The 17169-nt window shown below is 67.2% G+C and carries 15 protein-coding genes; 3 read left to right on the forward strand and 12 right to left on the reverse strand.

All coding sequences use genetic code 11. The annotated features are described in order from the left end of the window. Positions 1–139: 139 nt before the first annotated feature. From eccCb to BN2156_RS20230, 8 genes are read right to left on the reverse strand one after another with little or no spacing between them, the layout of a single operon-like run. The gene (eccCb, locus tag BN2156_RS20195) at positions 140–1912 is read right to left on the reverse strand and encodes a type VII secretion protein EccCb (RefSeq protein ID WP_090516734.1); all 1773 of its coding nucleotides are present in this window, start codon (positions 1910–1912) and stop codon (positions 140–142) included. Then, complete coding sequence (gene eccCa, locus BN2156_RS20200; RefSeq protein WP_090516735.1) at positions 1912–4140, reverse strand: type VII secretion protein EccCa; 2229 nt, start codon at positions 4138–4140, stop codon at positions 1912–1914. Before eccCa ends, eccCb begins: the two co-directional genes overlap by 1 nt. Continuing rightward, positions 4137–5579: a type VII secretion protein EccB gene (eccB, locus tag BN2156_RS20205; RefSeq protein ID WP_090516736.1), complete on the reverse strand. Its 1443-nt coding sequence runs from the start codon at positions 5577–5579 to the stop codon at positions 4137–4139. The genes eccCa and eccB overlap by 4 nt, the downstream gene beginning before the upstream one ends. Positions 5580–5581: 2 nt before the next feature. Then, positions 5582–7306, reverse strand: coding sequence for a type VII secretion AAA-ATPase EccA (gene eccA / locus BN2156_RS20210; RefSeq protein ID WP_090517513.1), 1725 nt, complete (start codon positions 7304–7306; stop codon positions 5582–5584). After that, positions 7299–7871, reverse strand: coding sequence for a secretion protein EspD (locus BN2156_RS20215; RefSeq protein WP_090516737.1), 573 nt, complete (start codon positions 7869–7871; stop codon positions 7299–7301). Before BN2156_RS20215 ends, eccA begins: the two co-directional genes overlap by 8 nt. Positions 7872–7885: 14 nt before the next feature. Then, on the reverse strand, positions 7886–8734 hold the full coding sequence (locus tag BN2156_RS20220; RefSeq protein ID WP_090516738.1) for an ESX secretion-associated protein EspG: 849 nt from the start codon (positions 8732–8734) through the stop codon (positions 7886–7888). A 15-nt stretch (positions 8735–8749) separates the two neighbouring features. Then, complete coding sequence (locus BN2156_RS20225; protein ID WP_090516739.1) at positions 8750–9061, reverse strand: ESX-1 secretion-associated protein; 312 nt, start codon at positions 9059–9061, stop codon at positions 8750–8752. A 31-nt stretch (positions 9062–9092) separates the two neighbouring features. Then, complete coding sequence (locus tag BN2156_RS20230) at positions 9093–10574, reverse strand: EspA/EspE family type VII secretion system effector (protein ID WP_090516740.1); 1482 nt, start codon at positions 10572–10574, stop codon at positions 9093–9095. Between the two features lie 392 nt (positions 10575–10966). On the opposite strand from BN2156_RS20230, the gene BN2156_RS20235 reads away from it, so the two are divergent. Continuing rightward, positions 10967–12481: a MinD/ParA family ATP-binding protein gene (locus BN2156_RS20235; RefSeq protein ID WP_090516741.1), complete on the forward strand. Its 1515-nt coding sequence runs from the start codon at positions 10967–10969 to the stop codon at positions 12479–12481. A gap of 12 nt (positions 12482–12493) precedes the next feature. Here the strand turns inward: BN2156_RS20235 and BN2156_RS20240 are convergent, their stop codons facing one another. Beyond that, positions 12494–13285, reverse strand: coding sequence for a helix-turn-helix domain-containing protein (locus BN2156_RS20240; RefSeq protein WP_090516742.1), 792 nt, complete (start codon positions 13283–13285; stop codon positions 12494–12496). A gap of 384 nt (positions 13286–13669) precedes the next feature. On the opposite strand from BN2156_RS20240, the gene BN2156_RS20245 reads away from it, so the two are divergent. Beyond that, positions 13670–13963: a WhiB family transcriptional regulator gene (locus tag BN2156_RS20245; RefSeq protein ID WP_090516743.1), complete on the forward strand. Its 294-nt coding sequence runs from the start codon at positions 13670–13672 to the stop codon at positions 13961–13963. 227 nt (positions 13964–14190) lie between these two features. Here BN2156_RS20245 and BN2156_RS20250 read toward each other — a convergent pair whose 3' ends face one another. Further along, positions 14191–14457, reverse strand: coding sequence for a DivIVA domain-containing protein (locus BN2156_RS20250; RefSeq protein ID WP_090516744.1), 267 nt, complete (start codon positions 14455–14457; stop codon positions 14191–14193). A 44-nt stretch (positions 14458–14501) separates the two neighbouring features. Here BN2156_RS20250 and BN2156_RS20255 point away from each other — a divergent pair, with 44 nt between their 5' ends. Beyond that, the gene (locus tag BN2156_RS20255; protein ID WP_090516745.1) at positions 14502–15470 is read left to right on the forward strand and encodes a pirin family protein; all 969 of its coding nucleotides are present in this window, start codon (positions 14502–14504) and stop codon (positions 15468–15470) included. On the opposite strand, the gene BN2156_RS20260 is transcribed toward BN2156_RS20255, so the two are convergent. Together BN2156_RS20260 and BN2156_RS20265 are read right to left on the reverse strand one after the other, a co-directional pair. Further along, a complete protein-coding gene (locus tag BN2156_RS20260; protein WP_090516746.1) occupies positions 15467–15970 on the reverse strand; it encodes a pyridoxamine 5'-phosphate oxidase family protein in 504 nt (167 codons plus the stop codon). The two genes, BN2156_RS20255 and BN2156_RS20260, sit on opposite strands and share 4 nt — an antisense overlap. 41 nt (positions 15971–16011) lie before the next feature. Then, entirely contained in the window at positions 16012–17169 is a 1158-nt protein-coding gene (locus tag BN2156_RS20265; protein ID WP_090516747.1) for a hypothetical protein, read from the reverse strand.

The raw sequence follows: 17169 nt of genomic DNA on the forward strand, positions 1-17169 counted from the left end.
ATTGCAAATAACCAGGGACAAGCACCCAAAGGCGACGTGGCAGGAAGTTTGCCAAGTCGTCAAGGAATCTGTCCCCCGATCCCTTTGCTGACGGGCCGCCGCCAGCGTTGCTGAGTGCGTTGGATAAATACTAACTGCCCTATTGGGGTGCTGCGAACACTTCTTCATCCGGTGGATCGACATAGGCCGCCTGAATGACTTCCTTGCCATCGGGTCCGACCATAAATGCCTGGCCAGGAGGCCTTTTCTTGACGATGATCTCCCGCGAGGGGAAGTCGTTCTTCTCCCCCGAGAGGAACAAGGTCGGCGAACCCGCACCATAGGCCGCCCCCACGAACTTGTCCATGGTGGCCCGGTGCGCCTGGCTCATCTGGCACGTCGCGATGATGTGCAGGCCGATGTCGGCGGCCGCCGGCAACAGCGGACCGAGCGGTGCCATCGGCGACATCATGCCCGCGGCCGCCACGATCATGTGCCAGTCGTCGACCAGCAGCACGATGTCCGGGCCGCTCCACCACGACCGCGACCGCAGCTGGGCGGTGGTCAGATCCGGCGGCGGCAACCGCTTCTTGAGGTTGACCGCCAGCGCCTTGATCGCCTCTTCCAGGGACGCACTGTTGCGGTTGATCGCGCCGGCAGCCAGCAGATGCGTCTCGGGAACCGCGTCGAGCAGACCCGACCGATAGTCGGCCAGCATGAACCGCACCTGGTCGGGGCTGTTGCGACTGCAGATCGCCTTGGCCACCGCGTGGGCGATCGTGGTCTTGCCCGACTTGGGAGCGCCGAAGATCAGCTGATGCGGCGTCATGTGCATCTGGTTGTAGGCCACCGTGAGGTCGGACTCGCGCACACCCAACGGCACCTGCCAGCGGGTCCGGTAGTCCGAGTCGGGTCCCGGCGGATTCGGATCGAGCTGATGCAGGTAGATCCGCTCCGGCAGCACCCGCACCTGCGGCGCCTGATCGGTGTGGCGGGCAGCCACCTCTTCCACACCCGCTGAGATGGCCTCGACGATGTTGGCGGTGCTGTGCACGCCGTCCAGACGGGGCACCCCGATCATCAGGTGATGCTTCTCGAGAGAGACGGCCCGGCCCGGACGGTTCGCCGGGATGTCCCGGGTGATCCGGTCGATCTGCGTCTCGTTGACGTCACCGAGCCGGAACTCCACCTTGGTGCCGAGGTAGTCACGCACGCGTGACTTGAGCTCGGTCCAGCGCGGGGTGGAGATGATGACGTGCACGCCGTAGGCCAGACCCTGACCGGCCAGATCCTGCACGGCAGGCTCCAGGTCGGGGAACTCGGCCACGAAGGCCGGCCAACCGTCGACCACCAGGAAGACGTCGCCGAACGGGTCCTGCGCCGCCGGGTTGTTCGGGTCCTCCCGCATCTCGCGATACGCCGAGATCGAACCCACGCGGTACTGCTTGAACACCTGCTCACGGGCCCTCAGCACGGCCTTGACCTCGGCCACCACCCGGTTGACCCGGTCGGGTTCGGCACGAGTGGCCACACCGCCCACGTGCGGCAGGTCCTCCATGTACATCAGGCCACCACCGCCGAGGTCGATGCAGTAGAACTGCACCTGCCGCGGCGTGTGCGTCGCGGCGGCCGACAACATCAGGGTCTGCAGGAAGGTCGACTTGCCGGTCTGCGGGGCACCACCGATCGCGATGTTGCCGCCGGCCGCCGACACGTCGACGCCCCAGATGTCCTGCCGGTGCCGGCGCGGCTCGTCCATGATCCCCAGCGGGAAGCGCAGGGGCTGACGCTGATAGTCGCGCTCGATCAGTTCGTTGACCGGAGTCGGATCCGTCAGCGGCGGGAGCCACATCTTGTAGGCGCGGCTCTCACCGGTGCCCAGCTGCTCGAGGACGACCTCGCGCAGCACCCTCGGTTCGGCGCCTGTAGTCATCAATTCACCGCCGTATCAAAAATCGGGGTCGTCGTGAACTGGTGAATCCGCACCCGTGCCTGACGCTGCGACCGCGGCTTGGCTTCTCCGTCCCCGGAGCTCTCCACCTCGGGCACGTAGTTGGCGCCGGTGTAGAGCGTGCTGAACTTCACCGGATCCTCCATGCCGACCCGGAGGAATCCGACACCGCTCTCCTTGTTGGTGATGTACTGCGCCTCGGGCGTGCCGATCACCGCCTTGGACTCGGCAGAGCTGGTGGTACGCAACGCGATTCGGTACGTCAGGTTCGGCTCGAGCTTGTCGATCCGGACGCCGCCGGTGTTCAGCGACTGGGTGGCCAGCAGCAGGTGCACACGCAGGGAGCGGCCGACGCGGCAGATCCGGTCGAACAGCTGGATGAAGTCGGGGTGGTTCTGCAGGAGCTCGGCGAACTCGTCGACCACCACGAACAGCGTCGGCAACGGCGGAAGGTCCGCACCTCGCTCACGGTGCTTCTCGTACTCGGCCACACCCGAGAGCGCACCGGCGGCACCCACCTGCATACCGGCCTGACGCAGGATCTGCTGGCGCCGGTCGAGCTCACCGGTGAGCACCTCACCCATGCGGCCGACGAGTTCGGCTTCCTCTTCCATGTTGGTGACGACGGCCGCGGTGTGCGGCAGCTTCTCCATACCGAGGAAGGTCGAGCCACCCTTGAAGTCGGTCAGCAGCAGGTTGATCTGGTCGGGGTGATGCGTGGCCACCAGCGACAGGATCATGGTGCGCAGGAACTCCGACTTACCCGAGCCGGTGGTACCGATGAGCATGCCGTGCGGGCCGGCACCGAACTCGGCGCCTTCCTTGATGTCGAGCTTCATCACCTCGCCGGTCTTGAGCTCGTGACCGAACGGGATCTTGAGCCGATCCCGGTCGGTGTCGGTGAACATCCGCCAACGCGCCGGCGTCACCTCTTCGACCGACTTGGCACCCACCAGGTGGTGCCATTCCTTCGAGACCTTCTTCTGCACACGGACGTTCTTGTCGATGATCGTTCCGGTGATCGACCAGCCCGCCAGCTTGCGGGCGACCCGGCCGGCCTGCGCCGGAGTCATCCGGTCGACGACCCGCGTCACCTCGCGGTAGTTCTGGTTGGGCAGCTTGTCGTCGGCCGTCCCGTCGGCATCGACTCGCAACCGGTACGCCGACCCGCGGTGATTGCCGAGAGTCAGCACGGTGACGCCGGCCCGGCCGTCGACCGGGAAGCCGGCCTTGCCGCCGGTCAGGTCCACCACGATCACGTACGGGCCGCCGGGGGCGGCGTCGGCGCTGTGCGGGCCGCGCGCCGTCAGGTCGCTCAGGCCGTCCGGGCGGGTGTAGACCAGGCGGGTGGATCCGGCCGCGTCGGTGTCGGTCTGATGCTGCACGTGCGGCAACCACTTGAGCCACGACCACTTCGGATCTTCCGGGTTGTCGGTCAGAACCCGGATCTGCAGCAGGTCTGGCGGATGGAACACCGCCAGATGACAGATCATCGCGGTCAACAGTCCCGAGGCACCGTCGATGTCGCCACCGATGGCGATGGTCGGAAATGTCCGTAGCTGAACAAGTTTCGGGCAGTCGTGGATCAGGCCGTGCGTGCGCAGGAACTTGGTCACCCACATGTGGCTGACCGGCTCCAGGTGCGGCTGCGGAGCACCCTGCGGACCCGCCAGCTCGCCGCTGGTGTTCGGCTTGAGCAGCCGGTCCACCGCGATCTCGGCGCCGATGCCGATCCGGGTGGCGGCGTAGAAGTCCGAGTTGGCCTGACGCGACCACTGCCGGTGTGTGCCGATGATCGACAACAGATCGTCGGGATGCGGTGCGTGGTAACCGAAAAACGACACCTGCGCGGTCGCCGACGACGTCACACGCGTGCGCAGGCCAGCCAGGTACCGCAGGTATTCCTTACGGTCGGCATTGATCTCGGGCACCCGCTTGCCGCCCTGACCGCCGCCGGACATGAAACCGACAGTGCCCATGATCATCATCAGCGGCATCATCAGCATGTACGGCGACAGCTGACGCACACCGGTGAAGATCATGATCGCGATCATGCCGAGCATGCAGCCGCCCATGACCCATGGCATGGCCTTCTGCATGCCCGAGGGCGGGATCTCGATCCCGAGGTCATCCGGTGCGGCGACGTTGATCTCGCCCGGTGTCAGCCGCGGCCCCCGCTTGATCGTCGGGGTGAATTTCTTCGTCGTCATGAGCCTTGCTTGCTTTCGACTTTGCGCGGATGTGGGTCGGCAGGCAGCGTGTCGTGCTCAAGCAGCGCCGCGTCCTTCGACAACACCGGGCCCTCCACCAGCAGCCCGACGACCTGCCACGGTGCGTTCACCGCACCGGACAAGCCCAGATTCTTGGCGGCATCGTCATTGGCGATGCCGTACCGCACCCCTTGCGGGTCGATGTAATACAGGCTCTCGCCCACCCGCGGATCCGGCGACTGCAGCCGCACGAACTGGCCACCCTCGATGTACACCGTTGCGTCACCGCCGATCTGGTCGATCCCGGTACCGACGGCCGACGACGGGATCGGCAACCGGCGCCCGGCGATGACGGTGGTCTTCGGCGCCTGATCGCCGGGTTCACGCTGCCAGGCCCAGCACAGCACCGGCGAATCCTGGCGCAGTAGCACCTCCAGCGGTTTGTCCGGCAGCGGCGAGACGTACACCTGCTCAGCGATCTTCGCGACCACGCTGGCCTCGACCGACGGCGGCTGCAACAAGCCGTAGGAGTTGGTTGCACGCAGGGCCGCCGCGGTGGTGGGGTTAACGCGGGCGACCCCGTCCGGCAACACCACGTAGTGCTGCGGCTCCGATTCGGTGGCCGTCTGGAACACCGAACCGATCACCAGATTCTCCGGCAGCCCAACGGTATTCGGGGCACCGGCGGCCGGGATCGCCGGCAGCTGCCACGGGCCCATGTTGGCCAGCGCGTTGAACAACCCCTCCGACACCGGTGTGGCCTTGGCGGTGACCGGGATGCCGACCGCGGAGCTCACCGCCCGGTCGCCCAGGTCGATGCTGTGCCGGCCGTCCGCGGTGACCAGCCAGTTGCCGCCTTCGAAGTTCACCAACATGCCCTGGTTCGGCGTCATCGGGCCCACCGCGAGATCCGTTGCCAGCGAACGGATCAGGATCGAGGACTCCACCTTGGGCGCCGAGCTGTCCGGCTTGGCCACGGTGTCACACAACGTCCAGCGCGACGCGGGCACACCTGTGGGCGTGGCATACGGCGCACCGGGGATGCCGATCGGCTGGCCCTTGGGCAACCGGTTGAGTTCCTCGGACTTCACCGCGGCCGGGGTGCCCGAATTGCCGAGCGCCAGCCGGGCCGAGGTCAGGTTGTACACCGGCCGCAGCAGGCTGCTCCCGGGCAGCATCACGTAGAGCTGATTGGTGGTGCGGTCCACCAGCAGCTGGTCGCTGCCCTGCTTGCCCAGCGGCTTGAAGTACGCCATCAACGCCGCGCCGAGGCAGATCAGCACGGAGACCACGACACCGGCGAACACCGCGCGGCTGTAGAACTGCAGCGGATCGTCGAACATCCGGGTATCCCGGCGCACGATGGCGTGCTCGACGCGGCGCAGCAGAAAGCGCCAGCCGCTGACCTGGACCTTGGTGGTGAGCCGGAAGCCTGCCATCGTTATTCGCCGATGTTCAGGCGGCTGTGGACCGCCGCGATCGCCGCCGCCATGTCTTCTCCGTTGACCTCACTGAGCTGATCCACACCCAGGTTCTCGAAGTCGAGCGACCGGGACAGCCGCATGTCGCGGTTCTGCTCACCGGCCTCCACCAGCTGGCGGGCGTAGCGTCCGTTACCGGCGATGTCCAGTGCCGGCTTGCCATTGAGGGTGCGTTGACTGAGCAGGCTCGCCGCCTCGTGCACCCGCTTGGCCGCCGTATCGTCGAGCTGCGAATCATTGGCCTTGGCAATGACTTTGGTGATCTCGACAATGTCGTCGGGTGAGTAGGAGTCGAACTCGATGCGAGTCGCGAAACGCGAGCGCAGGCCGTCGTTCGTCTCCAGCAGGCGATCGATGTCGTTGCTGTAGCCGGCGATGATCACCACCAACCGGTCGCGGTCGTTCTCCATCCGGGCCAGCAGGGTGTCCAGCGCCTCGGTGCCGAACGGGTCGGCGCGACCGTCGCGCTCCTGCACCAGGGTGTAAGCCTCGTCGATGAACAGCACACCGCCCAGCGCGCGGTCGATCGTCTTGGCCGTCTTCACCGCCGACTGACCCTCGTACTCCGCCACGAAATCCTTACGCGAGGTTTCGATCAGCTTCGGCTCCGCGATGACGCCGAGACCGGCCAGGATGTTGGCCACCACGCGCGCAATCGTGGTCTTACCGGTGCCGGGCGGACCCGCGAAGATCATGTGCTTGGAGGTCTGGGCCACCTTCATGCCGCGCGCGGCACGGATCCTGGCCATCTGGGTTGCCGCCCGGTAGGCCTCGATCTGCTCCTTGACCCGGTTCAGGCCGATCTGCCGGTCGAGCTCGGCCTGCGCCTCGGCGAGCAGCTTGTCCCGCGCCGAGGTGTCGGCGACCACGCTGGACGGATCCCACGGATCGGTGCGGGCGGCGATCTTCTCGGGAGTGGTGGTCTCCAAGCGGTAGGCCGGATCACGCAGTGCCGCAGTGACTTTGGTCTCAGGGAAGTTGGCCTGCAGCCATTCCAGCAGTACCTGGGCCGACTCCTCGTTGCCCTGGTAGCGCCGAGCCATCGCCAGGTACCAGGCGATCGCCGGTGCGCAAGCCTGGCCGGCAGGCGTGTCATTGGCCTCGGTCAGCCTGCGGTCGGCCTCGGTGAACAGCCCGAGGTTGGCCGCGGCCACACCATGGGCCACACCCGCCGCGGCGGCCAGGAACTTGTCCGGCCACTGGTCGGCGCCACGGACCTGTTCGATCACGTCGGTCCAGCGTTGCGCCGCACCGTAGATCACGGCCTTCACCCAGGACACCAGGTGGTCCGAGCCGCCGGCCGGGGCATCCTCCAATGCCTCCATCGCGTCGGCGAAATTCCCCTCCGACGCCTCTTGCACGGCGAAACCCATGGTGATCGCCAGCGGCGAGTTGATCGGGTAGGAGATGTCCTTGCCGTAGATACCGCCGATCGGAATCCGCGCGCCGACACCGTTCATCGAGATCTCGGCCGAGCCGGCCAACTGGCCGAAGTTCGAGCGTGAGTACCAGGCGCGGAACAACGTCACCCGGTCGTTGTCACCACAGCGGATCCGGCCGACCCACGCATCACACGCGGTTTCGTCATAGTTGGTGATCTCGGTGAACATCTCGAGCGAACGCGCCGGAGAACTGCTCAGCATCCCGACTGCCGAGCCGAACATCCCAGCGAGGTGGTCAACCATGATCGCCTCCATAGCGAGTCGAAAAGACCTGGGCCCGAGCATCATCGGCTTGCTCCGGGGTGAGCAGATCCAGGTCGCGGGTCAGAAAGTCGCGGGTCGCCGCGTCGTCGTGCCCATGCTCACGCATTCCGGCGAGCATGAACGAGTACTGGGCGGACTTGGCCTGTTGAGCGGCCAGGCCCGCGATCACCAGGATCTCCTCGGCGAGATCCCGTTCGGTCAGGTTGGTGACTCTGGGTGCCAATTCGATCTGATGCACCCGACCGTCCATGAACGCCGTCACCGTGACGGTTTCGGGCGGATTGGTGACGGTGAACAGCGGTACCGCAAGGTTCTCGTCCTCGTTGACGGAACCATCCAGGTATCCACCGCCGCCGGATGCGGCGACGTCGGATTCTGATTCGTCAGAAACGATGTCGCCGAAGACAACACCGTCCTCGTCGTACGTTCCGAGCGCATCCAGGCCGGCGGCGTCCGAACCGTCGTCCGGGTACGAGAAGTCCAGGGCCGAGAGGTTGTCGTAGTCGTCATCGTCGTCCGGATGATGTGGCGGAAAGTCACCCACCGTGGCGGCCTCTTTCAGTGCAGGTAGGAGCTGTCCGATTCAGACTTGTCGAACCACGAAGCCGAGGGCAGGAACTCGATCAACCCGTCCAGCGCCCGCTGCAGATTGTCCTTGGTTCCGGTCAGGAAGCTGCCGTAGAGCTCCCCGTTCACCCGGCGCGGGATGGACACGATCCGGCCCAGCTTGGAATCGAGCACACCCGCGGCCACATCGACCTGCGAGGTGGTGCCACCCGGATTCCGCTCGGACACCACGAGTTCCACCCAGCTCTCAGGCTCGGAGATGATGTTCGCGTACACCCGGGCCGAGGTCGGGGGGATGCCGTAACCGGTCAGCTCGTCGGCGGTCCGGCAATTGGCCAGGGTCGCCGCGACACCGGTCAACGGCTCGACGTTGGCAGGCATACCCTCTCCGAGCACGGTCATCACCATGCCGGCCAGACCCACCTGCGCGGCCACCCGCTGCAACACCAGCATGTCGTTGTCGCGAGCGACGACCACATGCCGGCCGCCCTTGCGGCACACCACGAACCGGATCATCTTCCCGCCCGCGTCGCGACGCCACCAGCGTCCCTCCAACGTGCGGTCGGGCCGGCTCAACGTGTCGAGCATGGCGGCCACCTCGGGGTGCGGGGTCCCGTACACGTCCAGCACACCCTGGGCCATGAGGTCGCGCTCAACCTGTTCCCACACGGTTTTGCGCAGATCAGGTTGCGGAATGTTCAGCCGAATTCCCATCGAAGGCGGGAAATCGGTCAGTCCGAGCTTGTCGGCAACCACCAGGATGCCGTCGATGGTCAGTTCGGCCCCGACGACATCGTCGATCGCCGCGGTATTCGCGTCAGCGCTGAAAGCATTGGTCATGAGTGCGCTCCGCCGCTACCGAACGGTTCCACGGAGGGCGCCGGTCATCGTCGAATCCGTCCGGTCGTACCCGCCCGCCGCGCGGCTGAGTTTGTCCCCGAGGTCCCGCGACACTCTGGCCATACCGGTTCCCGCAGCTCGACGCGCGTTGAGCGCGGCCTCGACGGCGGCTGCCGTCGACGACGAAATCGGCCCGTGCGTCACGCGCACCGAGGCGTCGACACCGTCGACCACTCCGGTAGCCACCGCAAGGCCGGTCGCAGCCAGGCTGTGTTTGGCCGATAGCTCGTGCAAATGAGCGGTGGCAACCCGCAAATCACCCGCCATGAAATTCCCCTCGATCCCTGTCCCCGGATTCTTACCTGTCGATCACGGCCGCAGATCCGGGTACACCGCGATCTAATGTAGCCGCCGCTGCCATGTACAGCTGGCCCTGCTCAAAATCCGCCCCGACATGCACCGGAGCCGGGCCTGCCAGGCCGCCACCGGCGGCCACGGCTTCGAGGTCGGGCGGCAGTGTCTTGGCAGGTTCGTCCTCTACCCCGGCGTCCGGTGCATCGGCCGGTTCACCCGTTCGATCTGCCCCGAACGCGTCCCCTGCCTGGCCTTTTTCGGGCTCGCCGTCCTTCTCGCGACCGTCCTCGTCCTTATCCTTGCCTTCTGCGGACTCGTCCTGGCCGGACGCCTCGGACTTGTCGCGGTCCCGGTCCTCGTCCTGGCCAAACTCGTCCGCGTCGGCAATGGCATCTCCCGATGCCTTGTCGAGCTGGCCGCCGCCGGGCTGTCCGGCGGCCTGCCCGGCCATCTGGGCCGCCTGGGTCCCCGCCTGGCCGGCCACCTGCGCGGCCTGACCGAAGGCCTGCAACAGCCCGCCCAGAATCCCACCGAGCGGACCCACCAATGAGCCCAGGATCCCGCCGAGCGCCCCGGCGGCGTCGGCCGCCGCAGCTGGCGGAGGAGCAGCCCCCGCCGTCGACATGTTCGCCGGCATCGAGGGTGCCGCCGCCGGGCCCGCCGAGCCCGTCGGTGCTCCCGCCCCGCCACCTCCGGTCGGGGAATCTCCGGTCGGGGAACCGCCTCCTCCGCCGCCAGCCGAGCCACCCGGCGCGGTGGCCCCGGCATCTTCCGATTCCGGGCCGGCCTGCGGATCGTCGACCGGCGGCCCGAACTCCGCGCCATTGGGTGCGGCGCCGCCGGCCAGTGTCTCGTATTGCGTCGCCGCGGAACGCAGTACAGCTGCGTTCTGATCGACATGCCCACTCAGGGTTTTCAGGTCGCCACTTGAGTCGCCGACCGCCTTGGCCACCATCGCGAATTCCGCTGACATCTGCGCGGCCGTCCCGAACCCCGGAATGATGCCCGCGCTCGTGGTGAGCAGACTCATCGCGCCCAGCCAGTCGGAATGCCCGTCGAGGCTGTCGCGGGCGGCGGCGATCTGCCCGGCCTCGGTGGCCAGCACGCCGGCCACCATGTGGTCCAGCCCGAGCATCGTCTGGACCCGCCCCACCTGCTCGGTGTTGCGGCCCGCATAGGCGGCCGCCCCGCCGCTGTTCCACGTGTCCTCCGGGAAAGCCGAGACGAGCACCTGCCCGACGGCGCCCATCTTGTCGGCACCCTCATCGAAGCGTTGTCCGGTCTCCGGATCCCCGACTCCGGTGCTGTGCTTCATCGACTCGATGGTCTGTTGACCGGCGACCAGGATCGGCGACCTGGCGACTCGGATCAGGCGCTGGCCGAGGTCGACGATCTGGCTACCGGCCCTGGCGGCGCGCTCGGTCCACTTCAGGTTGTTTTCGATCACGCCTTTGCCGAGATCGGCAATATCGCCCCACAGTCCCATGCCCCGTATCCCCTTCGCCGGAACAGAGATTACCAGCGCATCTGACCCGGTCAGCGCACCAATTTGGGCCGTCCGAGGGGGCCGCGACAATGGCTCGGGAACTCCTTCCGACCACTGTTTATTGCAGTTGAGGAATCGTTTTTGGCTACCTCCGCGCAGGAGTGCGGTGCTTCGCCGGCCGGCTCGCGCGACGGCTCGATGCCCGGATGCCGTCAGGCACCTCCCCAGCCGCGTTCCAGTGTCGTCATGTCATGTGCCGACGTTTGCCGTGCGAATTTGCTGCGGCGTAATTTCGCGTGGATTACCGACGGATCGTGCAGGCCGGACAGGTTGTAGTCGATACTTGAACCCGGTCAAAGTTCCCGTGTGTGAGTTCCGGAGGAGATTCAGGCGTGCCCGACCCCGACGACACCTTGCGTAGAGAGCTCGGCTGGACGGGTCCGGAGGAATCCCATTTCGAGCCCGATACGCGACCGACCCGCCGGAAGCCGCCCGAGCCGCCGTCGATACCCGGCCGTCCGCCGGTCAATTTCGTGCCGTCGAAGGCGCCGGAGAACACCGATCCCGACGATTCCGGACCATCGCAGGGCGTACCCACCGATCCGGATGCCGAGCGCGCGCGCACCACATTCCGTGAGGCGCCTCCCGCACCGCCGGCCCCGCCACAACAACAGGCCCCGCCGCAGCCGCCGGCGCCATCCGCACCGCCTCATCAGCCTCCGAAGCCTCCGCATGACGCTCATCCGGCGCCTCCCAGCCAGGCACCGCGCCCCAGCCATCCGGAAGCCCGTCCCGATCCGTGGGAGCAGCACCCGCCCGGCTGGCAGCTTCCGTCGCAGCGGCCGCCCGGCCCCGGCGGCCCGCCGCAGCAGCCGTACGGACCTCCGCCCGGCCAACCCTGGCCCGCCGAAGGCGGATTCGCGCCGGATCCGGGCGCCGCGGCCCCCGGTGTACCGCCCCTGCCCACCGGCTCGTACGCCGACCGCATCCGGGTCAACGATCTGGTTCCGCCGAAGCGTCAGCCACCGGGCAGCGGTTGGCGACTGTTCGTGTACCGGGCCACCTTCGGGCTGGTCAATCCCGGGCCCTCACCCGAAGATCTCCGTCAGGCCGAGTTGGAGGCCAAGATCAAGGGGATCCTGCGCGGCCACTACAAGGTCGGGGTGATGGGCAAGGGCGGCGTCGGTAAGACGACCGTCTCGGCCAGCGTCGGATCGATCTTCGCCCAGCTGCGCCAGGACGATCGCGTGGTGGCGATCGACGCCGACACGTCGTTCGGCAAGCTCGGCAGCCGCGTCGACCCCCAGGCGCAGAGCTCGTACTGGGAGCTCGCCAACGACAAACACCTGGACTCGTTCGCCGATGTGCGCAGCCGGGTCGGGAACAACGCCGCCGGGCTGTTCGTGCTGGCCGGCGAGGGCACCCCGGCCCGCCGCCGGGTGCTCGACGCGGCCATCTATCGCGAGGCCACCACCCGGCTGGACAGACATTTCTCGATCTCGGTGGTGGACTGCAGCTCGACCATGGACTCGCCGGTCACCCAGGAGGTGCTGCGCGACCTCGACGGGTTGATCGTGGTGTCCTCACCGTGGGTCGACGGTGCCGCCACGGCCGGGCAGACGCTGGACTGGCTGGCCGCGCACGAGATGACGGGCCTGTTGCAGCGGACTGTCGTGGTGCTCAACGATTCCGACGGTCACGCCGACAAGCGCACCCGCTCCATCTTGGCCGGGCAGTTCTCCGGTCAGGGACAGCGGGTGATCGAGGTGCCTTTCGACGGGCATCTGCGGCCCGGTGGCGTCGTCGATCCGCGAGAGATGTCGACCGCGACGCGGCGCAAGTTCCTCGAGATCGCCGCCGCCCTGGCCGAGCACTTCCCCACCGCCGACGACCGGCGGGACCACTAGCCGGGCACCGCGTCAGCGCATCGCGCCGATCAGCGCCTCCAAGGCGTGGACGGCGGGGGCGTCGACTGGGTATTCCGCCTCGGCACGGGCCACCGTGTCCTCGGAAACACCCGCAGCCGTTGCTGTTTCACCGATAGTCAGGTTCGCCTGCCGACGCGCGGCATACAGGCGCTGCCCGAGCGTGGCCCCGGGCGCGGTCGCGGCGAGGGTGGTCAGCTCATCGATCTGGCGCCGCACCGCGCTCAGCGCCTTGATCAGTGCGGGGGTCACCATGCTCAGCCGCGCGGCACGGGCGGCCACCGCCTCGAGCTGACGCAGATCGGCCAGCACGGACGTGACCCGCGGGGTGAACTCGGGCTCGCCTACCGCCGGCAATGTGGCGATCGTCGATTCCAGGGTGTTCACCGCCGTCAGGACTGCCTGTGCGATCAGCGGTACCTCGTCACTGGCCGGCGGCGTGGTCGCCAGCGGGGCAGCGGTCGGCTGCATGGTGACGACGGTCGGCGTATCGACGGGTGCCGGTGCGGGCATCGCGGGATCGGGCACCGGCCCGCCCTGGCGCAGCCGGGCGATGGTGCCGGGCGGCCAGCGCAACACTTCTTCGAGCTTGAGCCGCGTGCGCTCGCGGGGCCAGCTGCGGCCCTTCTCGAACGAGATGAGGGCGCCGGCGTTGATGATCCCGTCGGCGGCGAGGCTGCGCTGGCTGATGTCGAGTTCACGGCGTCTGGCCGCGGCTGCGGCGCCAGCGCGGATAAGTCCGACATCGAACTCGCCCGTGGCGAGATCGTACTCAGCGTCGGTCATACGGGGCTGTTTCCTCGCCGATGTGCTCAGCCTCAGCCAGGTGCTGAAGCGGTTGCCGGGACCCATCAATCCTAACCCCAGACCGAAGCACCGCTACGCAATGGGTTTTTCGCATCCGTAGCAAACAACCCCGACGCTACGGCTTTCCTTCCTGGCCGACCACGCTCGCGCTACGGGTACATCAAGGTACCTGTCGGCGTTCTGACGTGCGGTTTTAGATCTAAAGCCTCTTTCCCCAGGTGGCCGCACATCGTTACCAATGCAAATTTCCGTAGCGTTGCACCGCTGCGGTTTGGATCAAACTGTTGCATCGCTACGGTTCTTGCTATAGCGTTCCTCCCAACGCGGCAGACACCGCAACAGAAGCCCTAACAGGAGCAGCAGATGAACGCACTGATGGCCAACGGCATCCCGCTCGGCGTGTGCACCAGTGACCCGGAGCGGTGGACCTCCACCCCCGACGATCAGGCCAAGGTCATCTGCCGGGAGTGCCCCCGGCGCTGGCTGTGTGCCCGCGAGGCCTGCGAACTGCCCCGCGCTGAAGGACTTTGGGCCGGCATCATGGTTCCCGAGGGAGGCCGCGGCCGCAGCTTCGCGCTCAAGCAGCTGCGCTCGCTGGCCGAGCGCAACGGCTACCCGGTGCGCAAGCTGGGCCTGGTCTTCCCCGAAGCCGCCTGATCCTGTAGCCCGCGCAACTCACCAGTACTTTTGTCTGGCCCTTGCGCTGCCGATTCGAGGGGACGGCAGGGCAGGGGCAAGTTTCCATCGGGGGAGGAATAGGGGCCCGGGGTGTGTCGTTACACCTGCGGATGGTGTCGGGCATTGCCCCGGGCCCCACACCAGAACCGTCGCTTCGAGCGACCACTCGCCGAGAGGCGCAGTGACGGCACCGTCCCCAACTTCTTCTACTGCTCGAGCGTGGCGATCACCGCTTCGAGCAACGCATCCACTTCGTCTTCGTTGTAGCCGCGCTGAAACATCGGCGGCTTCGGGAACGTGATGTTGCGGACGTCGTCGGCACCGAGGTGCCCGCGCCCGTCGAGTCGCCGGGCGACCAGCGCGAGAAAATCATCCACCGACTTCTTGTCGTAACCCCGCTTGCCCAGCGGCGGTTTCGAAAGCTCGGTGCTGCGAACATCTTCGGCAGTCAATCCCCCGCTCATGCGGGTCATGCTAACCGCGACCGGTTCGCCCGAACGCGATTACCGTGAGGTTCATGAGCAATACCGATACGGCGCCAGCCGAGGTCACCTGCGCCAACTCGGAGTTCACCGGAGTCCTGCACCCGCGCGAGGTGCCGCTGGGCGGGCCGCGCGCGATCCTGGTCCGGCGCACCCTGCCCCAACGGGACCGCTCCATGATCGGCGCGTGGTGTTTCGCCGACCACTACGGTCCGCACGACGTCCGCGCTGCCGGTAGAGGCATGGATGTGCCGCCCCATCCGCATACCGGATTACAAACGGTGAGTTGGCTTTTCGAAGGCCTCATCGAACACCGCGACAGCGCCGGGGTGCATGCCATGGTGCGTCCGGGTGAGCTCAACCTGATGACCGCGGGTGCCGGTATCTGCCACTCGGAGGTCTCGACGCCCCAGACGACGATCCTGCACGGCGTACAGCTGTGGGTGGCCCTGCCCGATTCGGCCCGCGACACCGGGCGCGACTTCGCCCACTACGCGCCGCCGCCACGGACCGTCGACAGCGCCACCCTCCGGGTGTTCCTCGGCGAACTGGCCGACTCATCGTCCCCGGTTCACACCTTCACGCCGCTGCTTGGCGCTCAGATCGACCTGGACCCCGGGGCGGTCCTGACGCTCGACGTCGACCCCGCCTTCGAACACGGCGTACTGCTCGACCAGGGCGTAATCGAGGTGTGCGGCACGAGGCTCGCCGTGGCCGAACTGGCCTACCAGGCACCGGGACGCGCACAGCTGCAGTTGACCAACCGCGGCGACGGCCCGGCCCGGGCCATCCTGCTCGGTGGGCCGCCGTTCACCGAGGAACTGGTGATGTGGTGGAACTTCGTCGGCCGCAGCCACGACGACATCGTGACCTACCGCGAGCTGTGGCAGGCCAACGACGCACGCTTCGGCGATGTCCAGGGCTACGAAGGCCGCGTCACGCGGCTTCCCGCGCCGCCGTTACCCAACGGGCGGCTCAAGCCGCGTCCGCGGCCGTCGGGCTAGGCGTTCAGAAACTCGGCGGTGCTGCCACCGACCGGCATCTCGGGCAGCCCGAGCTTGCGGTGGTCCCAGCTGCGCTGCCGGCTGGGCACCACCCGCACCGCGATGCGGTTGTTCATCATCTGGTCGACGAACGGGCGCATCTCCTCGGTGTAGGGCCCGGTGTAGCGCTCCCACACGCTGATGCCCACGCGCAGAATCGTTTCCGGATCATCGACGATCTCGGCGGTGCCGTCGATCGACACGCCGCGCAGGGTGTCGTAGGTGTCGCCGTCCTCGATCATCACCGTGATCGTGGGGTCGCGGCGCAGATTGACCGCCTTCTGCGACTTGGCCTTGGTCTCGAACCAGATCTCACCGTCGAGCACCGCGTACCACATGGCGACCAGGTGGGGTCGGCCGCTGGGCAGCACCGTGGCCATCGTCGCGGTCCGGCTGCGTTCGATGAATTCGGCGATCTCGTCGTCGCTCATGACGATCTTCGTGCGCTCGTTCTTGCCCACCTGTCACCTCTCTGCTCGGTCAGCCCACCATAGCCATGGGGCTACAGCACCCCGAACTGCGAGGTCACCCACCGCACCGGGTCCACGCACCGGAAGGGGGCAATACCCCTGGCGTGCAGGCGGTTTCCGCTGGGGGCATGGCCGAGCGCGGATACCGCGAAATACCGGCTGGCCAACCGCGCGCCGGCAGACGGATTCTCCACCCCCGCCACGATCGACCCGCCGTGCAGCCGGATCAACAGGCTGCGCACCTCTTGGTCGAGCAGTTGACCTTCGACATCGTCGTAGCGCTTGCCGTCGGAGGTGTCGCGCAAGAACGCCGCGCCTCCGTTCGACATGACCAACGCCCATTCCGAACCCTGCACGTCACGCAGCGCCCGCAGCACGTCGAACTTGGACAGGATCACCGCGAGCTTTGGCTGGCCTGGGTTGACCGCCAACAGCAGATTGCCCAGCACCGCGCGCGGCTCCCCGCCGCTGAACGGTTGCGGCGGCAGCAGGTCCTGCAGTTGATCGCGGATGGCCTTGACCCGCAACGGGTCGAACATGAAGAACACCGCGTCGGCGTGGGCGAAGAACTGGAAGGGCGGCGCCCGCAGGTCACCGTTCTCCAAATCCTCACCCGCGACGTCGCGCAGCACCAGGAATCGGCGCACCCCGTGCCAGACACCGATCGAGAACACCAGTGGCTCACGCTGATTGGGCGCCTGGGTGTGCACTGTGGGGGTGGGCGGCAACAGGCCCCGCTCTACGTACAGCGGCCCCTCGTAATTGGTGGCGTAGTTCTGCGCGGTGGCCCGGGTGACCGGTTCCATCACCACACCGAACCGCTCGCACAACAATTCCAGCTGTTTGATCAGCACCGCGATATAGAGGCTCTTGCCCGTCGCGCGCGCACCCGCCAGTGCGATGCAGATGGCATGTCCCTCACGGAACCCGTCGGGAAGCGTGAAGTGGCAGACCGGGCAGATCTCCACCGCCGGACCCTGAAGCGCCCGGCTGGCCTCGGAGGTCGGCGGTGGCGGGCCGTTGTAGCCGGGGGTCCGGGTCCACGTGTAGAGCGGGCCGCAATCGGCCGGCGCCCCCACGTACGCCGAGGCGACGTCGTCGCGGTACCGGGTGCCACCGGCCTGGGCGGGCAGCGTCCACAGGTGGTTGTTCGGGCTCAACAGGGTGAAGCACCGCGGGCATTTGCTCAT

The sequence above is a fragment of the Mycolicibacterium neworleansense genome (genome assembly GCF_001245615.1).
GTDB classification, from domain to species: Bacteria; Actinomycetota; Actinomycetes; order Mycobacteriales; family Mycobacteriaceae; genus Mycobacterium; species Mycobacterium neworleansense.

What these genes read in the sequence shown, in the direction of transcription:
- BN2156_RS20250 (WP_090516744.1), bottom strand. Translation starts at nt 14,457, where the DNA reads ATGACCCGCATGAGCGGGGGATTGACTGCCGAAGATGTTCGCAGCACC.
- BN2156_RS20225 (WP_090516739.1), bottom strand. Translation starts at nt 9,061, where the DNA reads ATGGCGGGTGATTTGCGGGTTGCCACCGCTCATTTGCACGAGCTATCG.
- BN2156_RS20265 (WP_090516747.1), bottom strand. Translation starts at nt 17,169, where the DNA reads ATGAGCAAATGCCCGCGGTGCTTCACCCTGTTGAGCCCGAACAACCAC.
- eccB (WP_090516736.1), bottom strand. Translation starts at nt 5,579, where the DNA reads ATGGCAGGCTTCCGGCTCACCACCAAGGTCCAGGTCAGCGGCTGGCGC.
- BN2156_RS20255 (WP_090516745.1), top strand. Translation starts at nt 14,502, where the DNA reads ATGAGCAATACCGATACGGCGCCAGCCGAGGTCACCTGCGCCAACTCG.
- eccCa (WP_090516735.1), bottom strand. Translation starts at nt 4,140, where the DNA reads ATGACGACGAAGAAATTCACCCCGACGATCAAGCGGGGGCCGCGGCTG.
- BN2156_RS20240 (WP_090516742.1), bottom strand. Translation starts at nt 13,285, where the DNA reads ATGACCGACGCTGAGTACGATCTCGCCACGGGCGAGTTCGATGTCGGA.
- eccA (WP_090517513.1), bottom strand. Translation starts at nt 7,306, where the DNA reads ATGGTTGACCACCTCGCTGGGATGTTCGGCTCGGCAGTCGGGATGCTG.
- BN2156_RS20230 (WP_090516740.1), bottom strand. Translation starts at nt 10,574, where the DNA reads ATGGGACTGTGGGGCGATATTGCCGATCTCGGCAAAGGCGTGATCGAA.
- eccCb (WP_090516734.1), bottom strand. Translation starts at nt 1,912, where the DNA reads ATGACTACAGGCGCCGAACCGAGGGTGCTGCGCGAGGTCGTCCTCGAG.
- BN2156_RS20245 (WP_090516743.1), top strand. Translation starts at nt 13,670, where the DNA reads ATGAACGCACTGATGGCCAACGGCATCCCGCTCGGCGTGTGCACCAGT.
- BN2156_RS20220 (WP_090516738.1), bottom strand. Translation starts at nt 8,734, where the DNA reads ATGACCAATGCTTTCAGCGCTGACGCGAATACCGCGGCGATCGACGAT.